Annotated in this window: 21 protein-coding genes and 2 pseudogenes; 10 read left to right on the forward strand and 13 right to left on the reverse strand. The window is 42.1% G+C overall.

The window, feature by feature from the left end:
- Nucleotides 1-27: 27 nt before the first annotated feature.
- From CJF29_RS16220 to CJF29_RS16260, 9 genes are all read right to left on the reverse strand, one after another.
- On the reverse strand, nucleotides 28-1,281 hold the full coding sequence (locus tag CJF29_RS16220) for an ABC transporter permease (RefSeq protein ID WP_074559222.1): 1,254 nt from the start codon (nucleotides 1,279-1,281) through the stop codon (nucleotides 28-30).
- Between the two features lie 29 nt (nucleotides 1,282-1,310).
- A complete protein-coding gene (locus tag CJF29_RS16225; RefSeq protein ID WP_074638367.1) occupies nucleotides 1,311-2,600 on the reverse strand; it encodes an ABC transporter permease in 1,290 nt (429 codons plus the stop codon).
- A gap of 31 nt (nucleotides 2,601-2,631) precedes the next feature.
- Nucleotides 2,632-3,900 carry an ABC transporter permease gene (locus CJF29_RS16230; protein WP_099147010.1) on the reverse strand — a complete coding sequence of 423 codons (1,269 nt, stop codon included), beginning with the start codon at nucleotides 3,898-3,900 and terminating at the stop codon, nucleotides 2,632-2,634.
- Nucleotide 3,901: 1 nt separating this feature from the next.
- Complete coding sequence (locus CJF29_RS16235; protein WP_074560348.1) at nucleotides 3,902-5,179, reverse strand: ABC transporter permease; 1,278 nt, start codon at nucleotides 5,177-5,179, stop codon at nucleotides 3,902-3,904.
- Between the two features lie 56 nt (nucleotides 5,180-5,235).
- Nucleotides 5,236-5,862, reverse strand: coding sequence for a GIN domain-containing protein (locus CJF29_RS16240; protein ID WP_074560346.1), 627 nt, complete (start codon nucleotides 5,860-5,862; stop codon nucleotides 5,236-5,238).
- 68 nt (nucleotides 5,863-5,930) lie between these two features.
- On the reverse strand, nucleotides 5,931-6,596 hold the full coding sequence (locus CJF29_RS16245; protein ID WP_074560344.1) for an ABC transporter ATP-binding protein: 666 nt from the start codon (nucleotides 6,594-6,596) through the stop codon (nucleotides 5,931-5,933).
- Between the two features lie 17 nt (nucleotides 6,597-6,613).
- The gene (locus tag CJF29_RS16250; protein WP_074560342.1) at nucleotides 6,614-7,861 is read right to left on the reverse strand and encodes an efflux RND transporter periplasmic adaptor subunit; all 1,248 of its coding nucleotides are present in this window, start codon (nucleotides 7,859-7,861) and stop codon (nucleotides 6,614-6,616) included.
- Nucleotides 7,862-8,043: 182 nt separating this feature from the next.
- Nucleotides 8,044-9,420 (reverse strand): NAD(P)/FAD-dependent oxidoreductase, encoded by a 1,377-nt coding sequence (locus tag CJF29_RS16255; RefSeq protein ID WP_074560340.1) that lies wholly within the window; start codon nucleotides 9,418-9,420, stop codon nucleotides 8,044-8,046.
- Nucleotides 9,421-9,615: 195 nt separating this feature from the next.
- Nucleotides 9,616-10,521 (reverse strand): glucosaminidase domain-containing protein, encoded by a 906-nt coding sequence (locus CJF29_RS16260; protein WP_099147009.1) that lies wholly within the window; start codon nucleotides 10,519-10,521, stop codon nucleotides 9,616-9,618.
- 110 nt (nucleotides 10,522-10,631) lie between these two features.
- On the opposite strand from CJF29_RS16260, the gene cdd reads away from it, so the two are divergent.
- The 9 genes and pseudogenes from cdd to CJF29_RS16305 form a co-directional block, all read left to right on the forward strand.
- The gene (gene cdd, locus CJF29_RS16265) at nucleotides 10,632-11,114 is read left to right on the forward strand and encodes a cytidine deaminase (RefSeq protein ID WP_074560338.1); all 483 of its coding nucleotides are present in this window, start codon (nucleotides 10,632-10,634) and stop codon (nucleotides 11,112-11,114) included.
- Nucleotides 11,115-11,116: 2 nt separating this feature from the next.
- Entirely contained in the window at nucleotides 11,117-11,956 is an 840-nt protein-coding gene (locus CJF29_RS16270) for an AraC family transcriptional regulator (RefSeq protein ID WP_004300715.1), read from the forward strand.
- Nucleotides 11,957-12,044: 88 nt separating this feature from the next.
- A complete protein-coding gene (locus CJF29_RS16275) occupies nucleotides 12,045-12,626 on the forward strand; it encodes a DUF417 family protein (protein WP_074560335.1) in 582 nt (193 codons plus the stop codon).
- Between the two features lie 100 nt (nucleotides 12,627-12,726).
- Nucleotides 12,727-14,100, forward strand: a complete 1,374-nt coding sequence (locus CJF29_RS16280; RefSeq protein WP_099147008.1) for an FAD-dependent oxidoreductase — start codon at nucleotides 12,727-12,729, stop codon at nucleotides 14,098-14,100.
- Between the two features lie 117 nt (nucleotides 14,101-14,217).
- The gene (locus CJF29_RS16285; RefSeq protein ID WP_099147007.1) at nucleotides 14,218-14,706 is read left to right on the forward strand and encodes a GNAT family N-acetyltransferase; all 489 of its coding nucleotides are present in this window, start codon (nucleotides 14,218-14,220) and stop codon (nucleotides 14,704-14,706) included.
- A 369-nt stretch (nucleotides 14,707-15,075) separates the two neighbouring features.
- Entirely contained in the window at nucleotides 15,076-16,776 is a 1,701-nt protein-coding gene (locus tag CJF29_RS16290) for an ABC-F family ATP-binding cassette domain-containing protein (RefSeq protein ID WP_099147006.1), read from the forward strand.
- Nucleotides 16,777-16,860: 84 nt separating this feature from the next.
- Entirely contained in the window at nucleotides 16,861-17,649 is a 789-nt protein-coding gene (gene nudC / locus CJF29_RS16295) for an NAD(+) diphosphatase (RefSeq protein WP_099147005.1), read from the forward strand.
- Between the two features lie 6 nt (nucleotides 17,650-17,655).
- A complete protein-coding gene (locus CJF29_RS16300) occupies nucleotides 17,656-18,219 on the forward strand; it encodes a Crp/Fnr family transcriptional regulator (protein ID WP_099147026.1) in 564 nt (187 codons plus the stop codon).
- Nucleotides 18,220-18,298: 79 nt separating this feature from the next.
- Nucleotides 18,299-19,018: pseudogene (locus CJF29_RS16305) on the forward strand (acyltransferase family protein); the annotation flags it as partial.
- Nucleotides 19,019-19,045: 27 nt separating this feature from the next.
- Here the strand turns inward: CJF29_RS16305 and CJF29_RS16310 are convergent.
- The gene (locus CJF29_RS16310) at nucleotides 19,046-20,122 is read right to left on the reverse strand and encodes a transposase (RefSeq protein WP_002558306.1); all 1,077 of its coding nucleotides are present in this window, start codon (nucleotides 20,120-20,122) and stop codon (nucleotides 19,046-19,048) included.
- Nucleotides 20,064-20,474, reverse strand: a complete 411-nt coding sequence (locus tag CJF29_RS16315; RefSeq protein WP_002558307.1) for a hypothetical protein — start codon at nucleotides 20,472-20,474, stop codon at nucleotides 20,064-20,066. The genes CJF29_RS16310 and CJF29_RS16315 overlap by 59 nt, the downstream gene beginning before the upstream one ends.
- Before the next feature lie 79 nt (nucleotides 20,475-20,553).
- On the opposite strand from CJF29_RS16315, the pseudogene CJF29_RS16320 reads away from it, so the two are divergent.
- A pseudogene (locus tag CJF29_RS16320) lies at nucleotides 20,554-21,471 on the forward strand (DUF418 domain-containing protein); the annotation flags it as partial.
- A gap of 360 nt (nucleotides 21,472-21,831) precedes the next feature.
- On the opposite strand, the gene CJF29_RS16325 reads toward CJF29_RS16320, so the two are convergent.
- Complete coding sequence (locus CJF29_RS16325; RefSeq protein ID WP_032854661.1) at nucleotides 21,832-23,577, reverse strand: phospho-sugar mutase; 1,746 nt, start codon at nucleotides 23,575-23,577, stop codon at nucleotides 21,832-21,834.
- A gap of 209 nt (nucleotides 23,578-23,786) precedes the next feature.
- Nucleotides 23,787-25,424 carry a C69 family dipeptidase gene (locus CJF29_RS16330; protein WP_099147566.1) on the reverse strand — a complete coding sequence of 546 codons (1,638 nt, stop codon included), beginning with the start codon at nucleotides 25,422-25,424 and terminating at the stop codon, nucleotides 23,787-23,789.
- Nucleotides 25,425-25,447: the final 23 nt, after the last annotated feature.

Genomic DNA, 25,447 nt, shown 5'->3' on the forward strand with positions numbered 1-25,447 from the left:
TGAAAACAAACAGATAGCCCAAGTTTTTTATTCTTCGCGCAACGCCTCGGCAGGGTGTATGCGAATTACCTGACGAGCAGGAAACCAAATGCCAACGAGAATCATTAAAGTCATCAAGAAATAGGTAATGGCACATGTGATAAGAAAACGTACCACTCCCCATTCCAGATATCCTTCCGTCAAATCCAGGTAGCCGATATTATAACATATCACAGCAGCAGGCAAAGCGGCCAGCGTCAACAGTAATAATCCTTCTTTATTCAGCCGTTGCCAAAGCTGTATCCGGCTGGACCCAACCGCTATACGAAGCGCCGATTCAGCACGACGGTACTGTGTACGGAACCAGAATGTGCCAACAATACCTAACAGGATATTGAGCAGTAAGAATCCCATCATCCAGAAACGTACCTGTACCTGATTGTAACTCCCTTGCTGGAAATCATTGCGTATATCTTCGTAATCATGCACTTTCAGAATGAACAGGTTACCGACACTCAACTGGTTGGCGGACAATTTCATCAAATACTCTGCAAAGTCTTTGGAAGTCCCCGGTTTCACCCGCAAACAGACTTCTATATTTGAAGGATAAAACTCCCCTTCCAATTTCGCCATTTCCTTTTCCGTAAAAGCAATAGCCACATATCGATCACTATAATTAGGCCAAAAATCATTGTAACGTACCTTCGTTGATAAACCTCCTATTTTATATACCTCCGTAGAATCATCTACATTAACCACTTCCTTACCCAACAGTACACGGTCCCCTTTGTGTTTTTTTGACCAGAAATTTTCACCTACTACCACATTGCCATTTTCTAAAGCCTGTACCAATGGCTGATATCCGCGTCCATCGGTACTTTGATAACGAAATACCTGAAAAAAATCAGGAGTCACCACCCGCTGCAACGGATTACTAACCAACGTATCAAGACGCAACATTATGCCGGAATTACTTCCAATGTAAGGACGCGAATTGCTAGATACAGAAACAGCTTCCACTTCCGGCAATCTACGGAGACGATTGGTCAACTCAATAATATCTTGTCCTAAAGTTGTACTCTTTTGCTCTTTCGAAAGATAGGAATCACTCTTATCGTTTTTCAGGCTTAGCTCTAAATAATATGTATCAGTAATATCAAATCCTACCGGTTCGTAATAAGTACACGCTGTTACATACGTCCAGTCGACCACATACCACAGGACAACAAAAACTATTAATAGTTCTGACCATAACCATCCGTTTGACCGGCGTTCATTCCATATTTGTTTTAATAGTTGCATTTTCTTTAGAATTTAGATGATTTGAAGAATTATCTTTCGTTGATGGCATCCACAATATTGGTGCGAGTTACTTTCCATGCCGGAATAGCGGCACTTAGCAAATTGAGCAAGAAGCAAGCCAGAAATGCCAGCAGGAACACGGCAGGATCGAACAGCAAGTCGATACACATAGTCCGTAAATCCTCCACACCATTGGATACAAAGTCTACGGAAAAAAGCATTCCCCCCAAAAGGAAAGCAGCAACATAACTTAATACCAGTCCGAGAATTCCCCCGAATAGGGAATAAATCATATTTTCGGATAATACCTGCATCATAAGCTCCCGTCTGGGTGCACCAAAGGCTTTTCGCACTCCTATTTCAGAGATACGCTTACGCATACGTGATAAAGTGAGTCCGGACAAGTTGACGGCAGGGACAATCAACAAGACAAGTAATGTCAGTATGTATTGCCGTATTGCTTCTTTCACAGCCGGAGGATTGTTGGCGGAATAGCGTTGTGCGGCCACAAAATAGGTATCAGGCTGTCCGCGATAGAGTAAATCGGAATTGGGATGCCCTGCCATAAAGATAGCCCGCAAACGGTCTGCTTCCTGACGAATAGCTGGAAAATCGCCTTTCGATTTAGCTAAAATATAGACGGCAGTCATGCCCATAATATTATCATCGCCCCAAGTGTCTGTGAAAGCATTTGTAGAACTCAAAGGAATCCAAACTTGTGCATAGGCGTACTTCGCCAGTTTAGAGACCGGACGCACCACTCCGCAAACAATATAGGCAGAATGATTCAAAAGGAATGTTTTTCCAACCACTTCTGATGTTCCGAACAGACGGCGTGCCATATCTTCGGAGATTACGGCTTTTGCTGCTCCGGCATCAAAATCGGCACTATCATACGGTTTGCCGGACATAAACTCAAATTCAAATATTTTCCAAAATACATCGTCTGTTTGCAACACACTACAACTCTCCATCTCACCTGCCGGTTTAGCAGCCAGCATTGTTTCCTGTGAAATATTAGTTATGGAAATAGCTTCGGGAGTTGTCATTGCTTTGAAACAAGCCTTTGCTGTATTGTATCCGATAGGACCATTGCTTTGCCAATTCACATTGGACTTATTTTGAAGTCCGGCAAACCGGAAAATAAGCATCCGGTCACGATGGGTCTCTGGTGCAAAAGGAGCGATTGTTGCACGTAAAGTGATGACAATTACCATAATCATAGCAATAGCCAAAGCTGTACCTATAATGGAAATAGAAGAAAGCAGTTTATTTTCCCTCAACAGATGGAATGCTTGTTTAAAGTAGAGTTTTATCATTATCATTTCAGAATAAAGTTCAGTATATTTCTTACTCATCTCTTAGTGCTTCGGCCGGTTGCACTTTCATTGATTGCAGAGCCGGATACAACACGCCAAGAATAATCATTATCGCCATCAAGAGATATGTCAATAAAATGGCTATCAGGAAACGGGGTACTGTAAATGCCATTTGTGATATATCCACCAGTTCAGTATATCCAATATTGAATGCAATCAATACGGCAGGAAGAGCCGACATGCTTAACAGTAACAAACCTTCCGTAATCAAACGATAGAATATGTTTTTCCGGTTAGCTCCCATCGCCATGCGTAAAGCGACTTCTCCCCGGCGTTGCTGGGTACGGAACCAGAAAGTGCCGATCACTCCCAGAAAGATATTCAACAACAAGAAAAAGAGAATACAGAACTGGGTACGCAATTCATTATCATTGTCTATCTCACTGGCTGTCCGGACTTTGCTTAATGGAGTGACATCAAGTATATAAATATTCCCTACCTGATAGATACGGTCGGCATCATTCATAAGACGTTCCACAAACCCATCGTCTACACCTTCGTGGACACGCAGGCTTAATTCGAGATAGGCTACGTTTTCGACCGTTTCCATTTGTTCGTCAGAGAGGTAAGTGCCGATATAGGTTCCGGTAAAAGGTTTTCCGGTAATGTTATAATGATCGTAGCGAACGGGTTCCGTTAAAGCTGCAATACGAAGGTTGGTATCACTCATGCGAACTTCTTTACCCAAAAGGTCTTTTCCATGGAAAGTGGCATCCGGATAATAGTCTGCAACATCGACAGGAACGATTATTGTATTTTTCTCCAAAGCTTTCACCAAACTTTCATGACCGGAACCATCGATATTCCGGAAACGAAACACCTTATAATATTCAGGAGTCGTCCAACGATCCATCGTACTTATCCAAACCGTGTCGTTATCCGGGAAACGGAAACTCGTTGCACTGCACCCTTCATTATATGGAATACTGTTTTGAGAGATACAGACAGATTCAACTTCCGGATGACGGGACAAACGTCCGGCTATTTCCCTTAAAGCAGTCATATCATCCTTAACAGTCAGCTCCGGATTAAAATCGGTAGATTTATTGGTAAGACGGTTCATACGTAATACATACGTATTTTCTATATTAAAGCCCATTGGCTGATAATAGATATCCAAAGTGACATAAACCAAATCAACGATATACCACAATACGACAAACACCAACAATAGCTCAATCCATAGAAAAGCATTGCTCCGGCGCTCATTATATATTTGTTTCAATAACTGTTTCATCATTTTATCTTTGGTTTATTGCATCCACAATGTTCATTCTCGACACTCTCCAAGCCGGAATACCGGCACTCAATAGATTTAATAACAGGCAGAAACTGAATGCAACGAGGAACGTCAACGGACTGAACAACATATCAGTAGAGAGAGAAGTTTCCCCGGCAAGACCTGCATTCTCACTGTTACCAAAAAGGAATGAGTTTAACAGGAAAGTAGCTGAATAGCTCAATATCAGTCCCAGTACTCCCGCAAGCAGTGTCAATATCAGATTCTCCCAGAATACCTGTCGCAACAATTCGTTGGCAGTAGCACCGAATGCTTTCCGGACACCGATTTCCGTCATACGTTTCCGCATACGGGATAAAGTCATACTACTTAGGTTGATAGCTGGAACCAAGAGGAGAATCACAATGATAAGGATGAATCGCCTGACAATGTGTTTCATATCCAGATCTGTCCCCCAATGGCGGTAAAGGTAGGCAAATTGAGTATCCGGCTGACCACGATAAATCAATTCCATATCCTTCAGCTTACTATTGTAGACCTGACGATATTTTTCGACTTCAGCACGGATAGCTGGAAAATCGTCAGACGAACGTGCAAGAATGACCGCCCGCATAGGTCCCATCAGATTTTCTCTCCATGAAAAAGAAGCCAAATCTGTCGATGTATAGGGAATCCAGACTTGTGCATAAGAAGCTGTCGCCAACTTTGATACGTCTTTCACCACTCCTGTAATGGTATAATCGGCTTTATTTAATTGGATGGTACGCCCTACCACGTCAGTTGTACCGAACAGACGGCGTACCACACTGGCAGAAACTACTGCCTTGGACAGCCCGCTCTCAAAATCGGCTTTCGTATATGGTTTGCCACACAAGAATTCAAAGCTAAAGACTTGCCAAAAAGCTTCATCCGTCTCCATTTCATCTACACTCATCCTGCCTCCTCCGGGAAGAGAAGCGCGCATCTTATTATTAACGGAAGTAATGGCAACCGCTTCAGGTATTGTCAACGTCTTAAAGCATTCACGAGCAGTCGTAACGGACATCTGGCTGCTGGCAGCATTATTGTGTTGCTCTTTATGCCGGGATGTCATAGCCTTGACATACAATGATCGTGAACGGTTAACTTCCGGCACACAGTCTTTTATCCGTATCTGCAATGTCAGCACGATCACCATTATCATGCAAATAGCCAAAGCTGTACCTACCATACAGACAATACTAATAAGCCGGTCCTCCTTCAACTGGTAAAGAGCTTGCTTTATGTATTGCTTCCACATCTTCTTATTCTTTTTTTGATTTGATTCTACAGGAGTTCACAGAAGAATGTTCTACATTAGAAATTCCAACCTTTCTTTGTTACGTCTTTACATTTCAGGTTTTTGGAATTGATTTTACCAACGCCATCCCGCTTAAAGAAAGCTGCATCCGCTTTACCGGATACAGTGATATTTCCTACTCCATCCACTTTAGCCTTGATAGTGCTGCAATCAACATTCAGCTTCATATTGCCCACTCCGTCAACATCGAGTTTCAACTCATCGCAATAAAGACTTTTCACGTTACAGTTGCCTACTCCATCAAGTTCGAAAGCTATATTTTTAAGTTTTAGTTCTTCTTTTGCATCGAAGTTTCCTACTCCGTCTATTTTCACTTTACTCAAATCGGGAGCAGTAATATAGAAAGTCAGATCCTTGACATTCCTGGCATTTTTATCTTTATAAGAGATAACCAGAGTTCCATTTTTCACTGTCACCCTTGTTTTCTCTACAAATTCGGAAGGTCCTTCCAAACGGCAGATACATTCTGCCGATTGAGTGAAAATAATATTTCCGACAGATTGCAGGTTGATGGCGGAAAAGTCGCCTACATTATAATCTTTACTCACATTTTGTGCCGATAACGAACAAAAAGCAACACTTAACAAAACAGCTATCGCAACGATGAAAATATTCTTTGTCATGGTGATTTTTAATTTAGAGATATATCAATCTATTTTTCTATTTAGTTTTATGTATAAAACGCAGGTTCCTACTGTACCTGACGTCCGTCAAAGAAACGAATGGTGCGGGAAGTCTGTTTCGCCTGTTCTTCATTATGGGTAACCATGACGATGGTGCGTCCGTCTTCTTTATTCAGCCGATGAAGCAGCTCCATTACTTCAGCTCCCATCTTTGAATCCAAGTTACCTGTCGGCTCATCGGCAAGGATTATTTCGGGATTACCGATAATAGCACGGGCAATAGCAACACGTTGGCACTGACCACCGGAAAGTTGTGTAGGGAAATGCCTCATACGATGACTTAACCCCACTTTTTCCAGCACCTCTTGTGCCAACCGCTTTCGCTCACTACTGCCAACACGACGATAAAGTAAAGGCAACTCTACATTATCCATCACATTCAACGAATTAATCAAATGAAAAGACTGAAATACAAAACCGAGCGTTTTATTACGAAAAACCGCCAGTTCCTTGTCTTTCATTCCTTCGGTACGTATCCCGTTGATTTCCACCATTCCCATTGTAGGTGCATCAAGCAATCCCATTATGTTCAGCAGGGTGGATTTTCCACATCCGGAAGGTCCCATTATACTTAGAAATTCTCCACGTTCTACCGTCAGATTCACATTCTCCAATGCTACTGTTTCAATCTCGTCCGTACGATAAATCTTAGAAAGAGAGTTCAATGTTATCATAACTTCTAGTATTTAGTTTATTTAATTTTCAACTTATTCTTGTTCTTATAAGCACTCATATCGCTTACTACTACTTTATCACCCGGTTGCAATCCGCTCAACACTTCTACATATTCAAAATTAGAATCTCCTAACTGTATTTTACGTTTTACCAGTTCATTATCCGAGTTGCAGACAAAAAGTTCATATTCACCGCGTCCCACATAGAAAGAGCCATTGGCTATGCGCATTACATCTTCCTTCACAGCATTCATCACATAAACATCTGTCTTTAGTCCGGAACGTAAGCGGCGGTGATTATCTTCTTTCAACTGAACGGTAAATGATATCACACCATTCTTGGATAGTGGTGTAACACTGCTAACTGTCCCTTCCAGTTTGTCGCTCCCTATCTTAACAATTGCTTTTCCTCCGGCTGCTACACGATCACCGTACGTATCCGCAATCTCGCCTTCCACTTTAAAATGGCTCAAATCAGAAATGATAGCCACCTGTCCGCCTTCGGAAATCTGTACACCAATTTGGTTATTAATATAGGTAAGAATAGCTTTACGCGGGGAACGGATTTGTGCATCATCCAACGTACGTTTCTTTTCGGAAAGGCTCTTGCGAAAGATATTAAAATCAAGCTCCTGAACTTTCAATTCGGCAGCAGCTACTTCCTTCTCATTTTTATATTGTTGCTGAAGTTGTTCGTACTCTAATTGAGCCACATTATAGCTCAATTCAGCCTGGCGTACTTTATCTGTTGTTCCTGCACCGAGGCTGTCCAGATAGTGTTCATTTCTCAACTCCACTTTCATCCGACTCAATTTCATTGCCGACACTTTAATCTGCATTGCCATATCGGAAAGTTTCGTCTGATTATTGACACGAAGCTGATCGAGTTTATACTGACGCATCTGTTCCTCGTCCAGCAGCTTCTTATATTCAATTTCCGTACTCTGAAGGTCCAGTTTCAGAATCGGAGTACCTACGTCTACGCTATCTCCCCCTTTTTTATAGACTTCAATAATACGACTGTTGATCGGAGAATTAATAATTTCTTCAAAGGCAGGGACAACCTTACCGGAAGCACTGACACTTACCTCAATCACCCCTTTATCGACTGTGGAAAAGACAAGATCCTTTGCCTCCACTCCTGCCCTTAATACAGATATAAGTACACCGATGACAATAATACTTGCCACTCCAATGGATGAATAACGAATTATCTTCTTATTACGTTCTTTTTGACGTACCTCTTTAGGAATTTCTCTGTCCATATCCGATCATTTACTATTTTATGATGTATCAATTCGGTACTTCATATACCAAATCTATGCCAAAACCGTAAGTAACTGATAAATAGAATATAACAAAAAAACACAGGGTGTCCGATATCGGACACCCTGTACGAATTTACCGTTCAGAATAGCATCTATCATCCTGTCGACAGGAAGCTTGTCTACTTGGATGATGATGTAATAGAGGGGTTCTTTTCCTCTTGTACCAGTTCTTTCCCCCAATGGGTAGTTTCCTCCACCTTTTCACGATCACGAATCTCTTTTGCTTTACGGGCATAGACAATCATACGCATAGACTGATCGTAAGTGAAATAATTCCATACCCAATTCAAGAGCACAATAACCTTATTGCGTACCCCAAGAATAGAGCGCAGATGAACAACCAGCCACATCACCCAGGCAAACCATCCCTGCATTTTTACTTTACTAAACTCTGCCACGGCACGATTACGTCCTACAGTCGCCATCGAACCCAGATTACGGTAATGGAAAGGTTTCATCTCCCGTCCTTTCTCCATACGTATCAGATTCTTTGCCAATAATTCTCCTTGCTGGATAGCCACTTGCGCCAATTGAGGATGTCCGTTCGGATAATCTTCATCAGTAACCTGAATACATTGGTCACCAATAACAAACACATTACTCATTCCCTCTACGCGATTGAACGAATCGACCTTAATACGTCCACCACGTCCTATCAACGAAGGATCCATGTTGCCGATAGTCACTCCGGTAACACCGCTCACCCAGATAAAAGTACGCGTAGCAATCTCCGTACCATCTTCAAGTACCACTTTATGGTCACGATAATCTACAACGCGTTTGTTCAACAGGATATTTACTCCCATTTCACGGAGAAACTGTTCGGCATGAGCGGAAGAATCTTCCGACATTCCAGCAAGCAGTCGCGGCCCGGCCTCAATCAGATATATATGCATCAAGCTACTCGGCATATCAGGATAATCTTTGGGCAGGACAAATTTCTTCATTTCGGAAAGTATTCCGGCTACCTCTATTCCGGTTGCTCCACCTCCTACAATGACGATATTCATCAACTCTTGTTGTTCCTGTTTGGTTGAGCAAGTTAAGGCACGTTCCAGATTGGCAAGAAGAGCATTTCTCAATCCCATTGCTTCCGAAACATTTTTCATCGGCATGGCTTCTTCTTCAATATGTTTATTACCGAAAAAGTTGGTTGTAGTTCCTGCAGCCAACACCAGATAATCATATTCTGCTTTTCCGATGGAAGTCTGTATCATATTCTTTTCCGGGAAAATGGCACGTACTTCCGCCATACGGAAATAGAAATCTTTCCGGCGCTGGAATATTTTACGAAAGGGGAAAGAGATGGAAGTAGGTTCCATACCGGCCGAAGCCACCTGATAAATCAAAGGGGGAAACTGATGATAGTTGTTCTTGTCTACCAATACGACTTGAAAGCCTGACTTTTTCAGCTTGTTAGCTAATTTTAAGCCACCGAAACCACCGCCTACTATAACGACACGTTTCTTATTACTTTTTGCAATGTTAAGACTCATATTATAATCATGTTTTATCAAGATAATAACACATCAATGAGTCATTAAGTTTTCAAAATTCGAAACTTTCATGAAGAAAGAAGCCGGATTCATTCATCGGTGGCGATACACCCATTCCTCGGTACCGAAACATGTCCTCCCCGGTGCCGGAAAGGCTGTTCATCGGCGCCAAACAAAAAAAAGTTCTACGAGTCTCTATCGCAGGCGCAATCTATCTCCGATTTCAGGGACATATTCGCCATCTTTACGATTCATCTTATACAGATTTTTGAGGCGAATACCATATTTTTGAGAGATACCATGCATGGAATCTCCATCTTTTACAATATATACGGTATAAGGTTTGGAAGCCTTTTTCTTCTTGCTCTTCAGGTAGATAATATCTCCCTCTACTAACGTATAATCACGCTGCAAGTCATTATATTTCACAAGTTTCTTCCAACTAATGTCAAATTCGTCACCCAAGTCTTTAAAAGTATCACCGTTGCGGGCTACAACATAGGCTATATCATTCGCAATATACACCTGATGCGGGTTCATCAACCAAGGATTCTTTTTCAGTTTCCGTTCTGAATATACACCCTTACGATCGTATTTATACAAATCATAATCTTCGATAATCGTAATCAGGCGATTAGCATAGGAAGGATCGGTGGCGTATCCCGCCTTTTTCAGTCCACGAGCCCACCCTTTATAGTCGGTGATATCCAGTTTGAAAAGAAAAGCGTAACGGGCCCCTCTTCTAAGGAAGTAGGAATGGTCTTCGTAAGAATCACGAGGATGTTTATAGGCACGGAAACATTCATTACGCGCATCGTCGTCGTGGCGAACACTACGCCCCCGCCAACTGCCACCACACTTAATACCAAAGTGATTATTACTCTTTCGTGCCAACTGACTGTATCCGGCACCACTTTCCAACAACCCTTGCGCCAGTGTGATACTGGCCGGAATTTTATGAAGCTTCATCTGTTCAACAGCCAAATCACTATACTTATTTATATATTCGATGTAACGGGCATTTCGTTTCTGTGCCTGCACTCCTACGGCAAAGAAGAAAACAATGGTTAAAAAGATAAGTCTATACAGTTTATTCTCCATTTTAGTTCAGATGTGGATTAGATGGCACAAAAATCCGAAAAATAATTGGGATTATCAATCTCTTTCCTAACTTTGTAACATTAATTGTAGAAACCAATACCCTAACGTATATGAGAGACCTCACAATTACCGCTATTATTAAAGTATATCAATATGATGAGTTGAATGAGGCCGATCGGGCACTTATGCAGACTGCCATAGAGGCAACAGCTCGTAGTTATTCTCCGTATTCCCACTTCTCCGTAGGTGCCGCTGCGTTATTGGGCAACGGAGCTGTTGTGACAGGAACCAATCAGGAGAATGCCGCCTACCCGTCAGGACTTTGTGCGGAACGCACTACCTTATTCTATGCCAATTCCCAATATCCCGACCAGCCGGTTGTCACTCTTGCCATCGCGGCACGAACGGAAAAAGATTTCATCGACCAACCGATTCCTCCCTGCGGCGCTTGCCGGCAAGTGATTCTGGAAACGGAAAAGCGTTACAAACAACCCATCCGTATCCTATTATATGGCAAAGAATGTATCTACGAAGTAAAAAGTATAGGCGACCTACTGCCGCTATCATTTGACGCATCAGCAATGGAGGACTAGCTATGTTACAACAATATCACACGAAACTAAAAGGAACACTCGCACTTACAGACTCTTATCTGACAGAAAAAGCACTGCAAAAAGAAAAGGGGCTTTATAAATTTATATGGGTACGCAGCGGAAGCATCACAGTAGAAATCGACCATCAGGAAATGATGCTTACCAAAGATGAAGTGATTTCACTCACTCATCTGCAACACCTCGAATTTAAATCGATTGACGGCGAATACCTGACTTTGCTGTTCAACAGTAACTTCTATTGCATTTATGGCAATGACCATGAAGTGTCATGCAGCGGTTTCCTGTTCAACGGTTCTTCTCACCTGATCCGTTTTACCCTGAATGAAAAAGAACGTAAAGAGCTCGACACCATTACCGAAGCACTGGAAAACGAGTTTACCGTTTCCGACAGCCTGCAGGAGGAGATGCTACGCATCCTGCTGAAACGCTTCATCATTCAATGTACTCGTATTGCACGTCATCGCATGAATATCACCCGTGAAAAAGAATCCGGTTTCGAGATTGTCCGCCAATACTATAACTTGGTTGACGAGCATTATCGGACGAAAAAGCAGGTACAGGACTATGCCGACATGCTGCATAAATCTCCCAAGACACTATCGAACATCTTTTCAACCTGCAAACTGCCCTCGCCACTCCGGGTAATCCACGAACGGGTGGAAGCGGAAGCCAAACGCCTTTTGCTTTACAGCAACAAAAGTGCTAAAGAAATTGCCGATATTCTTGGATTTGAAGACCAGGCCTCTTTCAGCCGTTTCTTCAAAAATATGACCGGACAGAGTGCCGTACAATTCAGAAATACACAGGAAGGGAAAAATTGATAAGGTATACGGAAGTATTGCTATTTGGGGAGTATGGAGAATGAACGACCTTTGCAACATTAGATAAATCCATTAAAACCCCAACAAAATGAAAGAGAAATTTATCGCTTTACTGACCTTCACTTCAAGTCTGAAAAGTTTCGGTATTCAATTTATCCGTGTAGCCATTCTGGTAGTATTTGTATGGATAGGCGGATTGAAGTATTTCCATTATGAAGCCGACGGGATTGTCCCGTTTGTTGCCAACAGTCCTTTCATGAGTTTCTTCTATGCTAAAGGTGCGCCCGAATACAAAGAACACAAAAATGCGGAGGGTGCTTTCGTCCCGGAAAATCGAGCATGGCACGAAGCAAACCGTACCTATACTTTCTCCTACGGACTGGGAGCTCTTATTATGAGCATCGGCATACTGGTATTTCTAGGCATCTTTTTCCCAAAAGTGGGATTGGCAGGTGACGCCCTTGCCATTATCATGACGCTCGGAACACTTTCTTTTCTCGTCACTACCCCGGAAGTCTGGGTTCCCGACCTGGGAAGCGGAGAGTTCGGATTCCCGTTACTATCCGGTGCAGGACGATTGGTGATTAAAGATATTGTGATCTTAGCCAGTGCCGTAGTGTTACTATCCGACTCGTCACAACGAGTACTCAAAACACTTAAAAAAGACTAATGCTCCCCTTGCAGAAAGTGCTGACTTCTTGAGATTGCGGAACAAATCGTATTTTCAGACTGTTATATAGTCTCATACGAATCGTTAATAAAAAGAAGTTATGAAACAATATGATGCAATAATAATAGGATTCGGCAAGGCAGGAAAGACCCTGGCTGCCGAACTTTCCAACCGCGGATGGCAAGTTGCCATCGTGGAACGTTCCAACATGATGTATGGAGGAACCTGCCCTAACGTAGCCTGTATTCCCACCAAAACGTTGGTGCATGAAGCAGAGGTTTCCGCCTTGCTTTACCATGACGATTTTCCCAAACAGGCGAATATGTACAAACAAGCCATCAGTCGAAAGAACCGTCTCACCTCTTTTCTTAGAAATGATAATTACGAAAGACTAAACAAACGTCCTAATGTGACTATTTACACCGGGACGGGTTCTTTCGTATCTTCCAATACGATAAAAGTTGCGCTTCCGGAAGGAGACATCGAGCTGCAAAGTAAAGAGATATTTATCAATACAGGCTCTACTCCTATCATTCCGGCAATAGACGGCATTCAGCAAAGCCAACATGTATATACCAGTAGTACGCTTCTGGATTTAAACGTCCTTCCCCATCACTTGATTATCATAGGCGGAGGATATATAGGACTGGAATTTGCTTCTATGTATGCCGGATTTGGCAGTAAAGTGACGATACTCGAAGGAGGAAATAAATTTATGCCTCGTGAAGATCGGGATATTGCAAACAGCGTCAAAGAAGTAATGGATAAGAAAGGTATTGAAATCCATTTGAACGCGCGTGCACAGTCTATCCATGACACCAATGATGGAGTAACACTGACTTACTCGGACGTATCCGACGGCACTCCTTATTATGTGGATGGAGATGCCATTCTCATCGCAACGGGACGTAAACCGATGATTGAGGGATTAAACCTGTCAGCAGCAGGCGTAGGAGTCGATGCGCACGGAGCTATCATAGTAAACGATCAGTTACGTACCACTGTTCCCCATGTATGGGCAATGGGGGATGTAAAAGGCGGAGCACAATTCACCTATCTCTCTCTGGATGATTTCCGGATTATCCGCGATCAGCTTTTCGGTGACAAAAAACGTGATATCGGAGATCGTGATCCTGTTCAATATGCAGTGTTTATTGATCCGCCATTGGCACATATCGGAATCAGTGAAGAAGAAGCTCTGAAAAGGGGATATTCATTTAAGGTTTCCCGGTTGCCGGCATCTTCCGTTGTCCGTGCCCGTACATTGCGACAGACAGATGGTATGCTAAAAGCCATCATCAATAATCATAACGGGAAGATTATGGGCTGTACATTATTTTGTGCCGATGCTTCAGAAATCATCAATATCGTAGCTATGGCTATGAAAACGGGGCAAACGTCTACATTCTTACGCGATTTTATCTTCACGCATCCCAGCATGAGTGAGGGATTAAACCAATTGTTTGACGTATAAGATAAATAGGCTGTTTGCTTGCAAAAAACAGAAAAAATAACGTACTTCGTTCCATAATTGATTGAATACAGGAAAACTCCCTAATAAAAAGGAGGATTCCGCTAGCTATACGAAATTATGATAAGGAAAGTAGATTTAGAAGATGCAAAAGCAATTACAGCAATCTATAACGAGTACGTTATAAATAGTACGGCCACATTCGAAACCGAACCTGTTGCTGTTGAAGATATGCGTGAGCGCATAACACAGATTTCTGCTAACTTCCCTTATTTTGTTTATGAGATAGATAATGAAGTGGTAGGTTACTGTTATGCGCATCTGTGGAAAGAAAGAGCCGCATATCGATATACATTAGAAACAACGGTCTACTTATCTGCCAAACATATTGGAAAAGGTATCGGGCGACTACTCATGCAAAGACTCATAGAGGAGTGTCGAGAGAGTGGTTATCATGCGCTGATTGCCTGCATAACGGAAGGGAATGAACCCAGTTACGCTTTACATGCGAAACTGGGTTTTAAGCAAGTAGCCGGATATGAGCAAGTTGGGCGGAAATTTAATCGCTGGCTGGGAGTAGTGGATTATGAGTTGTTGCTCATTCCGTAGTTATAAACTATCATAAAAAAACACAGCTTCTAAATAGGATAAGCAGAGGCTGTATTTGGAGTAATCAGGGGCTCTGGATGAGAAAAACAGAGCCTCTAAATAAATGAATTTTATTCTTTTTCAACCTTCATAGAGTGAAATCTAACAGAAAGTGTTATCTTTGCAACCAAGTTAAACTATATACCTACCGCAATGAGAATTAGTAAGTAAGACAACACTTCTAAGTAAACATCACTTTTCTTATATGCTTTTTCTATTTCGTTAAGCATCACGAAATCCGTGTTGTTTAGCCAGTATTGTGTTTGTCGTTCCCCCCTATCCTGTGATTTTCCCTCACTCTATTTTCAACCTCAAACCCAATAGATCATTATGTCTATAAGTATTCAGCAAATCAGCTATATCCATCCGGATAAAGAAGTATTATTCAGTGATCTCAATTTCGCCATCAGTAAGGGGCAGAAACTGGGATTAGTCGGTAACAATGGGTGCGGTAAATCTACTTTGCTGCAAATTATTGCCGGACAACTTTCACCCTCTTCCGGTGTCATTGTCCGTCCGGACGACCTATATTATATCCCGCAACATTTCGGGCAATATGATTCATTGACTATCGCTCAAGCACTCCGGATAGAACGTAAGCAACAAGCCTTACATGCTATCCTGTCAGGAGATGCCTCAAACGAAAATTTCGTCATCCTGAATGATGACTGGAATATTGAAGAACGTTCCATTGCCGCTCTCGATTTATGGGGGCTAGGACAGTTTACTCTATCCTACCCGATGAATTTGCTTAGCGGCGGTGAAAAGACCCGTGTATTTCTGGCAGGGATGGACATTCATCACCCATCTGTCGTACTGATGGATGAACCGACCAATCATCTTGATTCTTCCGGCAGGCAACGTTTATACGACTGGGTAGAGAAATGTCGCTCCACGCTGTTAGTGGTGAGTCATGACCGCACTCTGCTTAATCTTCTCCCCGAAATATGCGAACTGGAAAAGCATCAAATCAATTATTATGGTGGAAATTATGAATTCTACAAAGAACAAAAAACGCTGATGCAGGAAGCATTGCAGCAACGTATCGAAGAAAAAGAGAAAGCACTGCGCATTGCCCGCAAAGTGGCACGCGAAACAGTCGAACGCAGGGACAAACAAAATGTGCGCGGAGAAAAGAATAATATTAAAAAGGGAGTTCCACGCATTGTGCTCAACGCGCTTCAAGGAAAATCGAAAAAGAGTACCAGTAAACTTAACAGCACCCATCAGGAGAAAGCCGAGAAGTTAACAAGCGAACGTAACCAACTTCGAAGTTCACTCTCCTCGACCGCTACACTAAAAACCGATTTTAATAGTTCCTCGCTCCACACCGGAAAGATATTGGTGACAGCAAAAGAGATTAACTTCGGTTATCATCCCAACTCAATCAACAGTCATATTCAGATGAATAATGAAGCAAATCTTGCTGATACTGGTAATCATTCCAGTCCAGACAGTAATGATATTCAGGATAATAGCGACTTCAAACAGCAACTTTGGCAAACACCCATCAGCTTCCAACTAAAGAGTGGGGACCGCCTCCGTATAGAAGGGGCCAACGGCAGTGGGAAAACAACTCTTTTGAAGCTAATCACCAGACAGCTTCAGCCACAAGAAGGAAACCTGACACGAATGGAATTCACCTATGTCTATCTGAATCAGGAATATTCTATCATCGACGACCGGAACAGTATCCTGGAACAGGCTTACGCTTTCAATAACCGGAACCTGCCGGAGCATGAAATAAAGATTATTCTAAACCGTTATTTATTCCCCGCTTCCGAATGGGATAAATCCTGTCGGAAACTTAGCGGTGGTGAGAAAATGCGCCTTGCTTTCTGCTGCCTGATGATTAGCAATAATACTCCCGATATGTTTATTCTGGATGAACCGACCAACAATCTGGATATACAGAGCATTGAAATCATCACTGCTACCATCAAGAGCTATACGGGTACTGTAATTGCAATCTCACACGACGATTATTTTATTCAGGAAATCGGTATCGAGCAACGTATTTTATTAAGCTAGCCTATTGATATTTTATCCGGTAAGTCTAAATATCAACCTAGTTTTTTTATAACTTCGCAGCGCGAAGAAAAGAATTGGAATAAAATGGAGCAGACAGTACAATCATGGTGGTTTATCTTTTATAAAGATCAACTGCTTCTTGAGAAAAAAGGGGATGGTAAGTATGCCGTCCCATGTGGAGAAAGTTCTCCTATCATTATTAAAGAAAAAACAACAGTACACAATATCACAACACTGGAAGGGAGAAACTGCAAAGCTTTCTCCCTCTCCTCTCCCATTGAAGAATCGGAGCAATGGGCAATGATAGGACTTCGTGCCTCTTATGATTATCTTCCTTTATCTCATTACCAGACTGCAGGAAAAGCGCATGAGATTCTGCATTGGGATAGAAACAGCCGTTTCTGTTCTGCCTGTGGCACGCCGATGGAACAGAAAGAGTCTATCATGAAACGTTGTCCGAAATGTGGTCGGGAGGTATATCCTTCCATATCCACAGCGATTCTTGTATTAGTGAGAAAGAAAGATTCACTGCTCTTAGTGCATGCCCGCAATTTTAAAGGAACATTCAACAGTCTCGTTGCCGGGTTTCTGGAAACCGGAGAAACATTAGAAGAATGTGTAGCACGTGAAGTGAAAGAAGAAACCGGACTGGACGTAAAGAATATCACTTATTTTGGTAACCAGCCCTGGCCTTATCCTAGCGGACTAATGGTCGGCTTCATTGCTGATTATGCCGGAGGGGAAATCAAGCTCCAAGATGAGGAGTTGAGTTCGGGAGACTTTTATACAAGAGATCATTTACCCGAACTACCCAGAAAACTTAGTCTTGCCCGAAAAATGATTGATTGGTGGATAGAGCATCCAAATGAGTAATTGAATATGGAAAATATCATCAAAGGAATCCGTCAGTATTATCCGGTATCTGATAACTCTCTGGAAGAACTCTTCAGCTATATGAAGAAGATGGAGCTTCCTAAAAAACATTTACTGATACAGGGCGGAGTATCAGACCGTCACGTCTACTTTATTGAAAAAGGATTTTGCCGGTCCTATTGTTTACGTGACGGCGAAGAAATCACTATCTGGTTTTCACGCGAAGGTGATATGACCTTTGCCATGAAAGATTTATATCACAACGAACCGGGATATGAATATGTAGAATTACTGGAAGATTGTGAATTATACGCCATACGTATTGAAGACTTAAACCAGATTTATGAAGCTAATATAGAAATTGCCAACTGGGGACGTGTCATTCACCAAGAATGTTTACTGTATATGGATATTCACCATATCAACCGTTTATATCTTCCGGCTAAAGAACGTTATGAACAACTTTTACGCGATCAACCCGACGTCATTCACCGTGCTCAATTGGGATATATAGCCTCTTTCCTTGGCATGACTCCCCAGCATCTTAGCCGTTTACGTTCCGAATCCTGATTCTTTTTAATCTATGTGAATTTATATATTGCAGAAAAACAGTACTTTTGTAGGCAAATACAAAAATAGATAAAGTATCGTGATTAACACATTAACCTCTTTACGCATTTTATTTGCCTTGATGGTATTCGGAGCACACTGTTATGTTCTGGATCCAAGTTTCGACGCTCACTTCTTTAAAGAGGGGTTTGTTGGAGTCAGCTTCTTTTTTATCCTTAGTGGCTTCATTATTGCCTATAACTATCAGAAAAAGCTATTAGAAAAGACCACCACTAAACGCACTTTCTGGATAGCACGTATTGCCCGCATTTATCCCCTACATCTACTTACACTATTGATTGCCGCATGTATAGGAGGATACGTTCAATATAGTGATACGATGGACTGGATCAAACACGTTGTCGCTTCCACTTTTCTACTGCAACCGTTCTTCCCTTCTGCAAATTATTTCTTCTCATTCAATAGCCCTTCGTGGAGTCTGGGTTGCGAACAGTTGTTTTATTTCTGTTTTCCTCTTATCATTCCTTTCTTAAACAGTAAACGGAATCTATGCATCACTCTTTTCGTCTGCCTGCTGGTCATGCTGATTGGTATGCATCTGACTCCTGAAGAACAAATTAAGGGATACTGGTATGTAAATCCAATCACCCGCCTGCCAGACTTTTTTGTAGGAGTTTTACTTTATCAGTTATACCAATCCATATACAATAAAAAGATTTCTTATTCCATCGGAACATTGTTAGAAGTAGGAGTGGTCGTTTTATTTTTCATTTTCTATTTTTGTGCCGCAGATATTCCTTTCGGGGGCACTTGCAAAAACCTGTGTTTAGCCAAATATCTTTGAGAGTCTGAATAAGAAGAACTTTACATCTATAACCCCATGTAGTTGTGCTCGAAACTGCTTGATCTTTGAATTAAGAGATTCAGCAGACGCATTGGTAGACCGATTGATGAAGTAGTTGAGAATCTCTCCCTGCCGTTCATAGATGGTTGCTGCAACAGTGTTGAAGTTTTCGTCTCCGAACTCTCCGACTTTTGCATACCATTGGGCGAGGCTTTTCTTCCCGCTTTCCCTTGTGGCGTTTTTGTTATTGAAAATCATGCGCAAAGAGTGCGAGATTGAATATGCGGTCTTCATATCAGGATAGAGTTCAAACAGCAGCCTTGCACGGATTTTCTGAGTCGCTGTCCATTTATCTGCCGATGTCATCAGCAAATAGCGTGAGCGCGTCAGGAGTTCACAGACGGTATCTCCGTTTGACAGCCTCACAGGCTCGTACTTCTCATTCTTGCGGTTAGGCTTCCGTCCTTGTTTTCCTTTCCGTTTGCCTCCATTCTTCTCAAGACGTCTCTTTCGTGCCTCGGCATTCTTCTTGTTACGGAGCTTGTGCTGCTCGCGCGCTTCCACTTCGGTACGTTGGGCCTCGCGCCTGTGCCTGATACGCACTTGCTGCATGGCATCGTAGCAGTCCTTCTGGACATGGAAGCGGTCGATGGTTATCGTGGCATACGGGAAGCACTGCTTTACTATGGAATGCATGCTCTCGGAGAAGTCCATCGTTACCTCCAGCACCTTAGCCCTCTCGTACCAAAGGATGCGCATCAACGCCTTTACGACATCCTCGACCTTTGTCCCCTTGATAATGGCCACGATAGCTCCCTTGCCGCCATGGGCAGCCTTGTTGGAGATTATTGTATAAAGTTCACCGTCAGAGAGCGCTGTCTCGTCAATGCTCAGTTGTGGCCCTATGTTCTTATAGAAGACAAGCCAGTCCTCCGCATGTGACAATTCTTTCCACGTGCGGTAACCGCTGAGGAAATCCTTGTAGGCACGTTCGAACTCGTCAGCCTTGATGTGATACGGTTTCTGGAGTGATCTGGCTGTAATCGGGGATGTATCCAAGGAATTCTTTTAAAAAAGCGGCAAACTCCTTAGTGTGCCGTGTTCCTTTTGCTGTCAACTCCCAATCTCTGCTATACGTCCTGCCCAAACCGTCCTTCCAACGGCGACGGCATACGTGCAGAACGGTACGGTGCTCGTTGAGAGGAAAGTGGTTGATGCATGATTCCGGGTAGAAACCGTTGGGAGACAGCTCTGTGTGACCATCCGGCTGAAGGTTCTTCTCGTGAAGATACAGATGGAGAATCTTCTCCACGCCACGTTCTTCTTCCTTAACATCGGTAAGGTCAAAATATTCGTTGAACTCCGAAGGGAGTATGTAGCTTAATAGCTTTACTAATGGATTCTCTGACATTGCTATATGATTGCAAAACAAAGGTACTACAAAGATTTTTTATAGCAAAAAATAACAAACGAAAACACAGGTTTTTACACGTGCCCCAGATTTCGGTTACCGTTTTTTATGGAGAATGGTATTACTTGCAGGATTTGCCACTCTTAATGCCGCTTTCTTTCCCGCAGGAGATGTCCTGTTGCTGTTCGTTGTAGTCAGTCTCGTACTGTTTATCGTACGTAAGTGGAGCGACAAAGCTATTCTAATCACCGCCATCTTGTTTTCATTGCAACCGATTGAATGGTTCCATTACATAATGAGTCTTTTCAATCCTGCCTATACCCTACCCGATTTGAATGTCGGAGCAATGTATGCTGAAGTAGCAGATTACACCAAAGCCGGAAACTTCTGGGATTTTCTGATAGGCAATATCACTCTGGGACAGAAAGCAAGTCTGTTCTGGGCTATCGGTGCGGGACGCTTTTTGCAAACTGCCGGACTATTCCTGTTTGGCTTGTATATCGGACGCAAAGAATTGTTTGTAGCTACCGAATCTCATCTGAAATTCTGGACGAAAGCTCTCATTATCACAGCTATCAGTTTCGCACCATTATATTCTTTAAAAGAACAGATCATGCAAAGTGACAGCAGCCTGATTCAACAAACAATAGGTACTGCTTTTGATATGTGGCAGAAGTTTGCATTCACGATTGTACTTGTTTCTTCTTTCATGTTGCTTTATCAGAAGGATAAATTCAAGAAAGCCGTATCCAACCTACGATTCTACGGAAAAATGAGTTTGACCAACTATATTTCCCAATCTATTTTAGGAGCTATTATCTATTTCCCATTCGGGCTTTATCTTGCTCCTTACTGTGGATATACTCTTAGCTTGATTATAGGTATCGTTCTTTTCCTGTTACAGGTTAAGTTCTGCAAATGGTGGCTGTCTAGCCATAAACAAGGACCATTGGAAACAATATGGCATAAATGGACTTGGATAGGAACCAAGAAATAACAGGAAGAAAAGCAGGCCACGAAATACACACAACTACAAACGAACAACTTACGAATATGAAACTGAACGTATCACTCTAAAGCATCAACAACACATGCGTATATCCGCAGCCTGCCTGTTGAAATTGAGATGATGCCAATACAACAAGATTCTCGCAAGAAGGATTTGCAAGTGGACTTAAAGAATGCAAAGGAAATGAAAGAACTGTACCAAGAGAGGGAAAATGCCCGAAAATAGGCAGAATCAGGGCCATGTACAGAGAAAAAAGAAGCACCTCCACAATCTTCAAAAGATTATAGAGGCGCTATTTTATTATTTATCTTTTTATGATCTATATCTGAAATTTCAGAAGAGACAAAATCAGATACCCAATGATTTTTTCACTGCTTCAATCTTTTCCATGGCGGCAGATTCGGCAGAAGCATAACAGTTGCGGCATCCCATTTCACCCTGAACTTCCATATAGAACTTAATCTTCGGTTCTGTACCTGAAGGACGAACAGAAACTTTGCTACCGTCTTCTGTGAAATATTGAAGAACGTTAGATGGTTCCGGCATATCAATGGCAGTTACGTTACCCTTATCATCTGTCTGTTTCAGCGTCTTATAATCTTTGCTTAAGATCACCTTAGAGCCACCCAATTCTTTCGGAGGATTAGCACGGAAGTTTTCCATCATTGCTTTGATTTCTTCAGCACCGCTCTTACCCGGTTTCACTACGTTTACGGTAAACTCTTTAGAGAATCCATATTCTACGTAGATATCAAGCAACAACTGATACAAAGATTTGCCATTATCTTTTGCCCATGCGGCAACTTCAGCAATCAGACAGCAAGCAGATACAGCATCTTTATCACGAACAAAATCTTCAGCAAGGAATCCATAGCTTTCTTCGCCACCACCGATATATTTCTGTTTGCCTTCACGCAGACGAATTTCACGGGCAATCCATTTAAATCCAGTATAGCAGTCAAGCATTTCGATGTTATTCTTATCTGCGATTTTCTTGATAAGTTCGGTAGTAACGATTGTCTTCACACAGAACTCATTACCTTTAATCTTACCCAGTTGTTTGTATTGAGTCAGAATATAATAAAGGTACATCATACAGGTCTGGTTACCGTTAATCAGTACCCATTCGCCCTTGTCATCCTTACAAGCGATACCCACACGGTCAGCATCCGGATCGGAAGCCATTACGAGTTCAGCATCAATTTCTTTAGCAAGGTTTACAGCCATAGAAAGAGCTTCCGCATTTTCAGGATTCGGAGATACGACAGTCGGGAAGTTACCGTCCTTAACCATTTGTTCGGGAACAGTGAATACGTTTTCGAATCCCCACATCTTCAATGCACGCGGAATCAACATCATACCTGTACCGTGAATCGGAGTATAGACAATCTTCATATCTTTGTGACGGGCGATAGCTGCCGGATCAATAGAAACGGTTTTCACCATGTCCAGATAAATTTTATCAATGTCTTCGCCGATAATCTGAATCAAATCAGGATTTCCCTGGAATTTAATGTCAGCAGCGGAAGCAATGGCATTTACTTCGTCGATGATGCCTTTATCGTGTGGAGCCAATACCTGTGCACCATCGTCCCAATATGCCTTGTAACCGTTGTATTCCTTCGGATTGTGAGAAGCAGTCAGAATGATACCGCTCTGGCAACCGAGGTGACGGATAGCAAAAGACATTTCCGGAGTCGGACGCATATCGTCAAACAGATATACTTTAATACCATTGGCAGAGAAAATATTAGCAGATGTCTCTGCAAACAAGCGGCTGTTGTTACGGCAGTCATGACCGACTACTACAGAAATTTGTGGCAGGTCTTTGAAGTTCTTCTTCAGATAGTTGGAAAGTCCTTGAGTGGCAGCACCTACCGTATAGATATTCATACGATTGCTACCTACTCCCATGATACCACGCAAACCACCAGTACCAAATTCAAGGTCTTTGTAGAAAGCTTCAATAAGTTCGGTTTTATCATCGTTTTCCAACATGCGTTTCACTTCAGCCTGGGTTTCAGCATCATAAGCCGGGGTTAGCCATTTTTCGGCTTTTTCAGTGACCTGTTTAATAAGTTCCTGATTTTCCATTTCGATTGTTATTTATTGGTTAATGAATTATCTATTATCAATTTCTTGAGCACACAAATGTAAAATAATAAGTTTATAAATCCTAGGTATTCAATTAAAAATTAGAAATTAAAAATTAAAAACCGGAGATTAAAAGTAAATAGCCATCCCACAGCAACAACTTGTCAACCCATTTTAATCTTTCATTTTTAATCTTTCATTTTCAATTCTTATTTTACCAAATATCTATCGCCAGTCTGTTTGACATATTCCTGCAAGAATTCTTTCGGATATCCGGGACGGATCACACCGGCAGGTTGTCCGATAGAATTACGTTCAAACTTACCATCTTTAACACGCTTCACTACTCCATCATTGTACTTCACAATCAAGAATGTACCCAATTGTTTCCAAGTATCGAAAGTGCTCTGTGCAGTCATGTTTGTATAATTTGTCAGGAAATCAACTGCTGCGTTCTTATCTTTAGCCAATAGTTTGGCAGCCATCTCTTCAATGCCTTCCTGTGCATCGTTGAAAGTGGTTTCCATTTCTTTCTGTGCTTCCCGTACATCACCGATCATCAAATTATAACGCGGATAAACCATATTAGACACCCAGTTGAAAATCCAGAAAGCTGAATTCCAGGAGAATGTAATGTAATCGGCTCCATCCACACGGGTATAGCATACCGGAACTTTCGTTGCACAACAATACACCGGAGTAAATACCGCCATATTAGCATCATCCACGCCAAACCAGAGTACACCACCTATCGGGTCTGGTTTATGAGCACGCATTTGTGCAACAAATACAAATCCGCTTTGTTGAGTGGAAATGGGACGTTCGTTGAAATATTCCTTATCGTCTACTTTAAAGTTCAAAGGAGAAAGGCGATAAGGTGTCTTATAAGGACCTGCTCCAAAATCATTGGAAATATCGAGAGGCGTACCTTCATAGTGGTCGCGCATCATATCTTTTACATCCTGTACAGACAGTTTATGTTTCGGTTTCACGAAAAGAGGCATTGGAGTATCAGTCTTTCCCTCAATATAAGGAAGATACTCTTTTCCATTATCCGTGAACTTATTAAAATAGCTCCACACACGTGCCTCACAGAAACGACGGGCACCAAAATCAAGAGGCGCATAAGCTAACGAAAAGCTAAAATCTTTATTTACTCCATTAAAATATCCCTTCTCACGAGCGAAAGAAACGACATCCGGAGAGTACATACAGTTCTCCTTGTCATTCATATCAAACTGGTGGATACGTGACTGATTGGCATGAGCCGAGATACAATCATCGGGTACACGTACAGCTACCCAAACAGCTCCACGAATTCCAGCCCCCTTACCAATCATTTCCATGATCCATATTTCGTTCGGATCAGCAATAGTAAAGGATTCTCCTTCGCTATAATAACCATATTGCTGTACTAAATCGGTCATGATTTTAATTGCTTCACGGGCAGTGCGCGAACGTTGCAAACCAATATAAATCAGACTTCCGTAATCAATAATCCCTGTAGAATCCGCCAGTTCCGGACGCCCGCCGAAAGTCGTTTCACCAATCGTAACCTGATATTCATTCATATTACCAACTACATTGTAAGTCTGACGTGCCTGTTCTATTTCTCCCAGATACTTGCCGGTATCCCATTCATACACTTTCAACATCGTTCCCTTCGGGTAGGTAGCAGCCGGATAATGATAAAGTTCTCCGAACAGGCCATACGAGTCGGCAGAATAGGAAACGATTGTCGAGCCATCGGCAGACGCATTCTTTCCGACAATCAGGTTAGTGCAAGCGAAAGTGTTCGCCACAGCCGCCATAAATACAGCAGCACAAAAAATAATTCTTTTCTTCATAAATATATGATTCACTTTTAATA

It is taken from the genome of Bacteroides celer, from assembly GCF_002632415.2.
Taxonomy (GTDB): domain Bacteria; phylum Bacteroidota; class Bacteroidia; order Bacteroidales; family Bacteroidaceae; genus Bacteroides.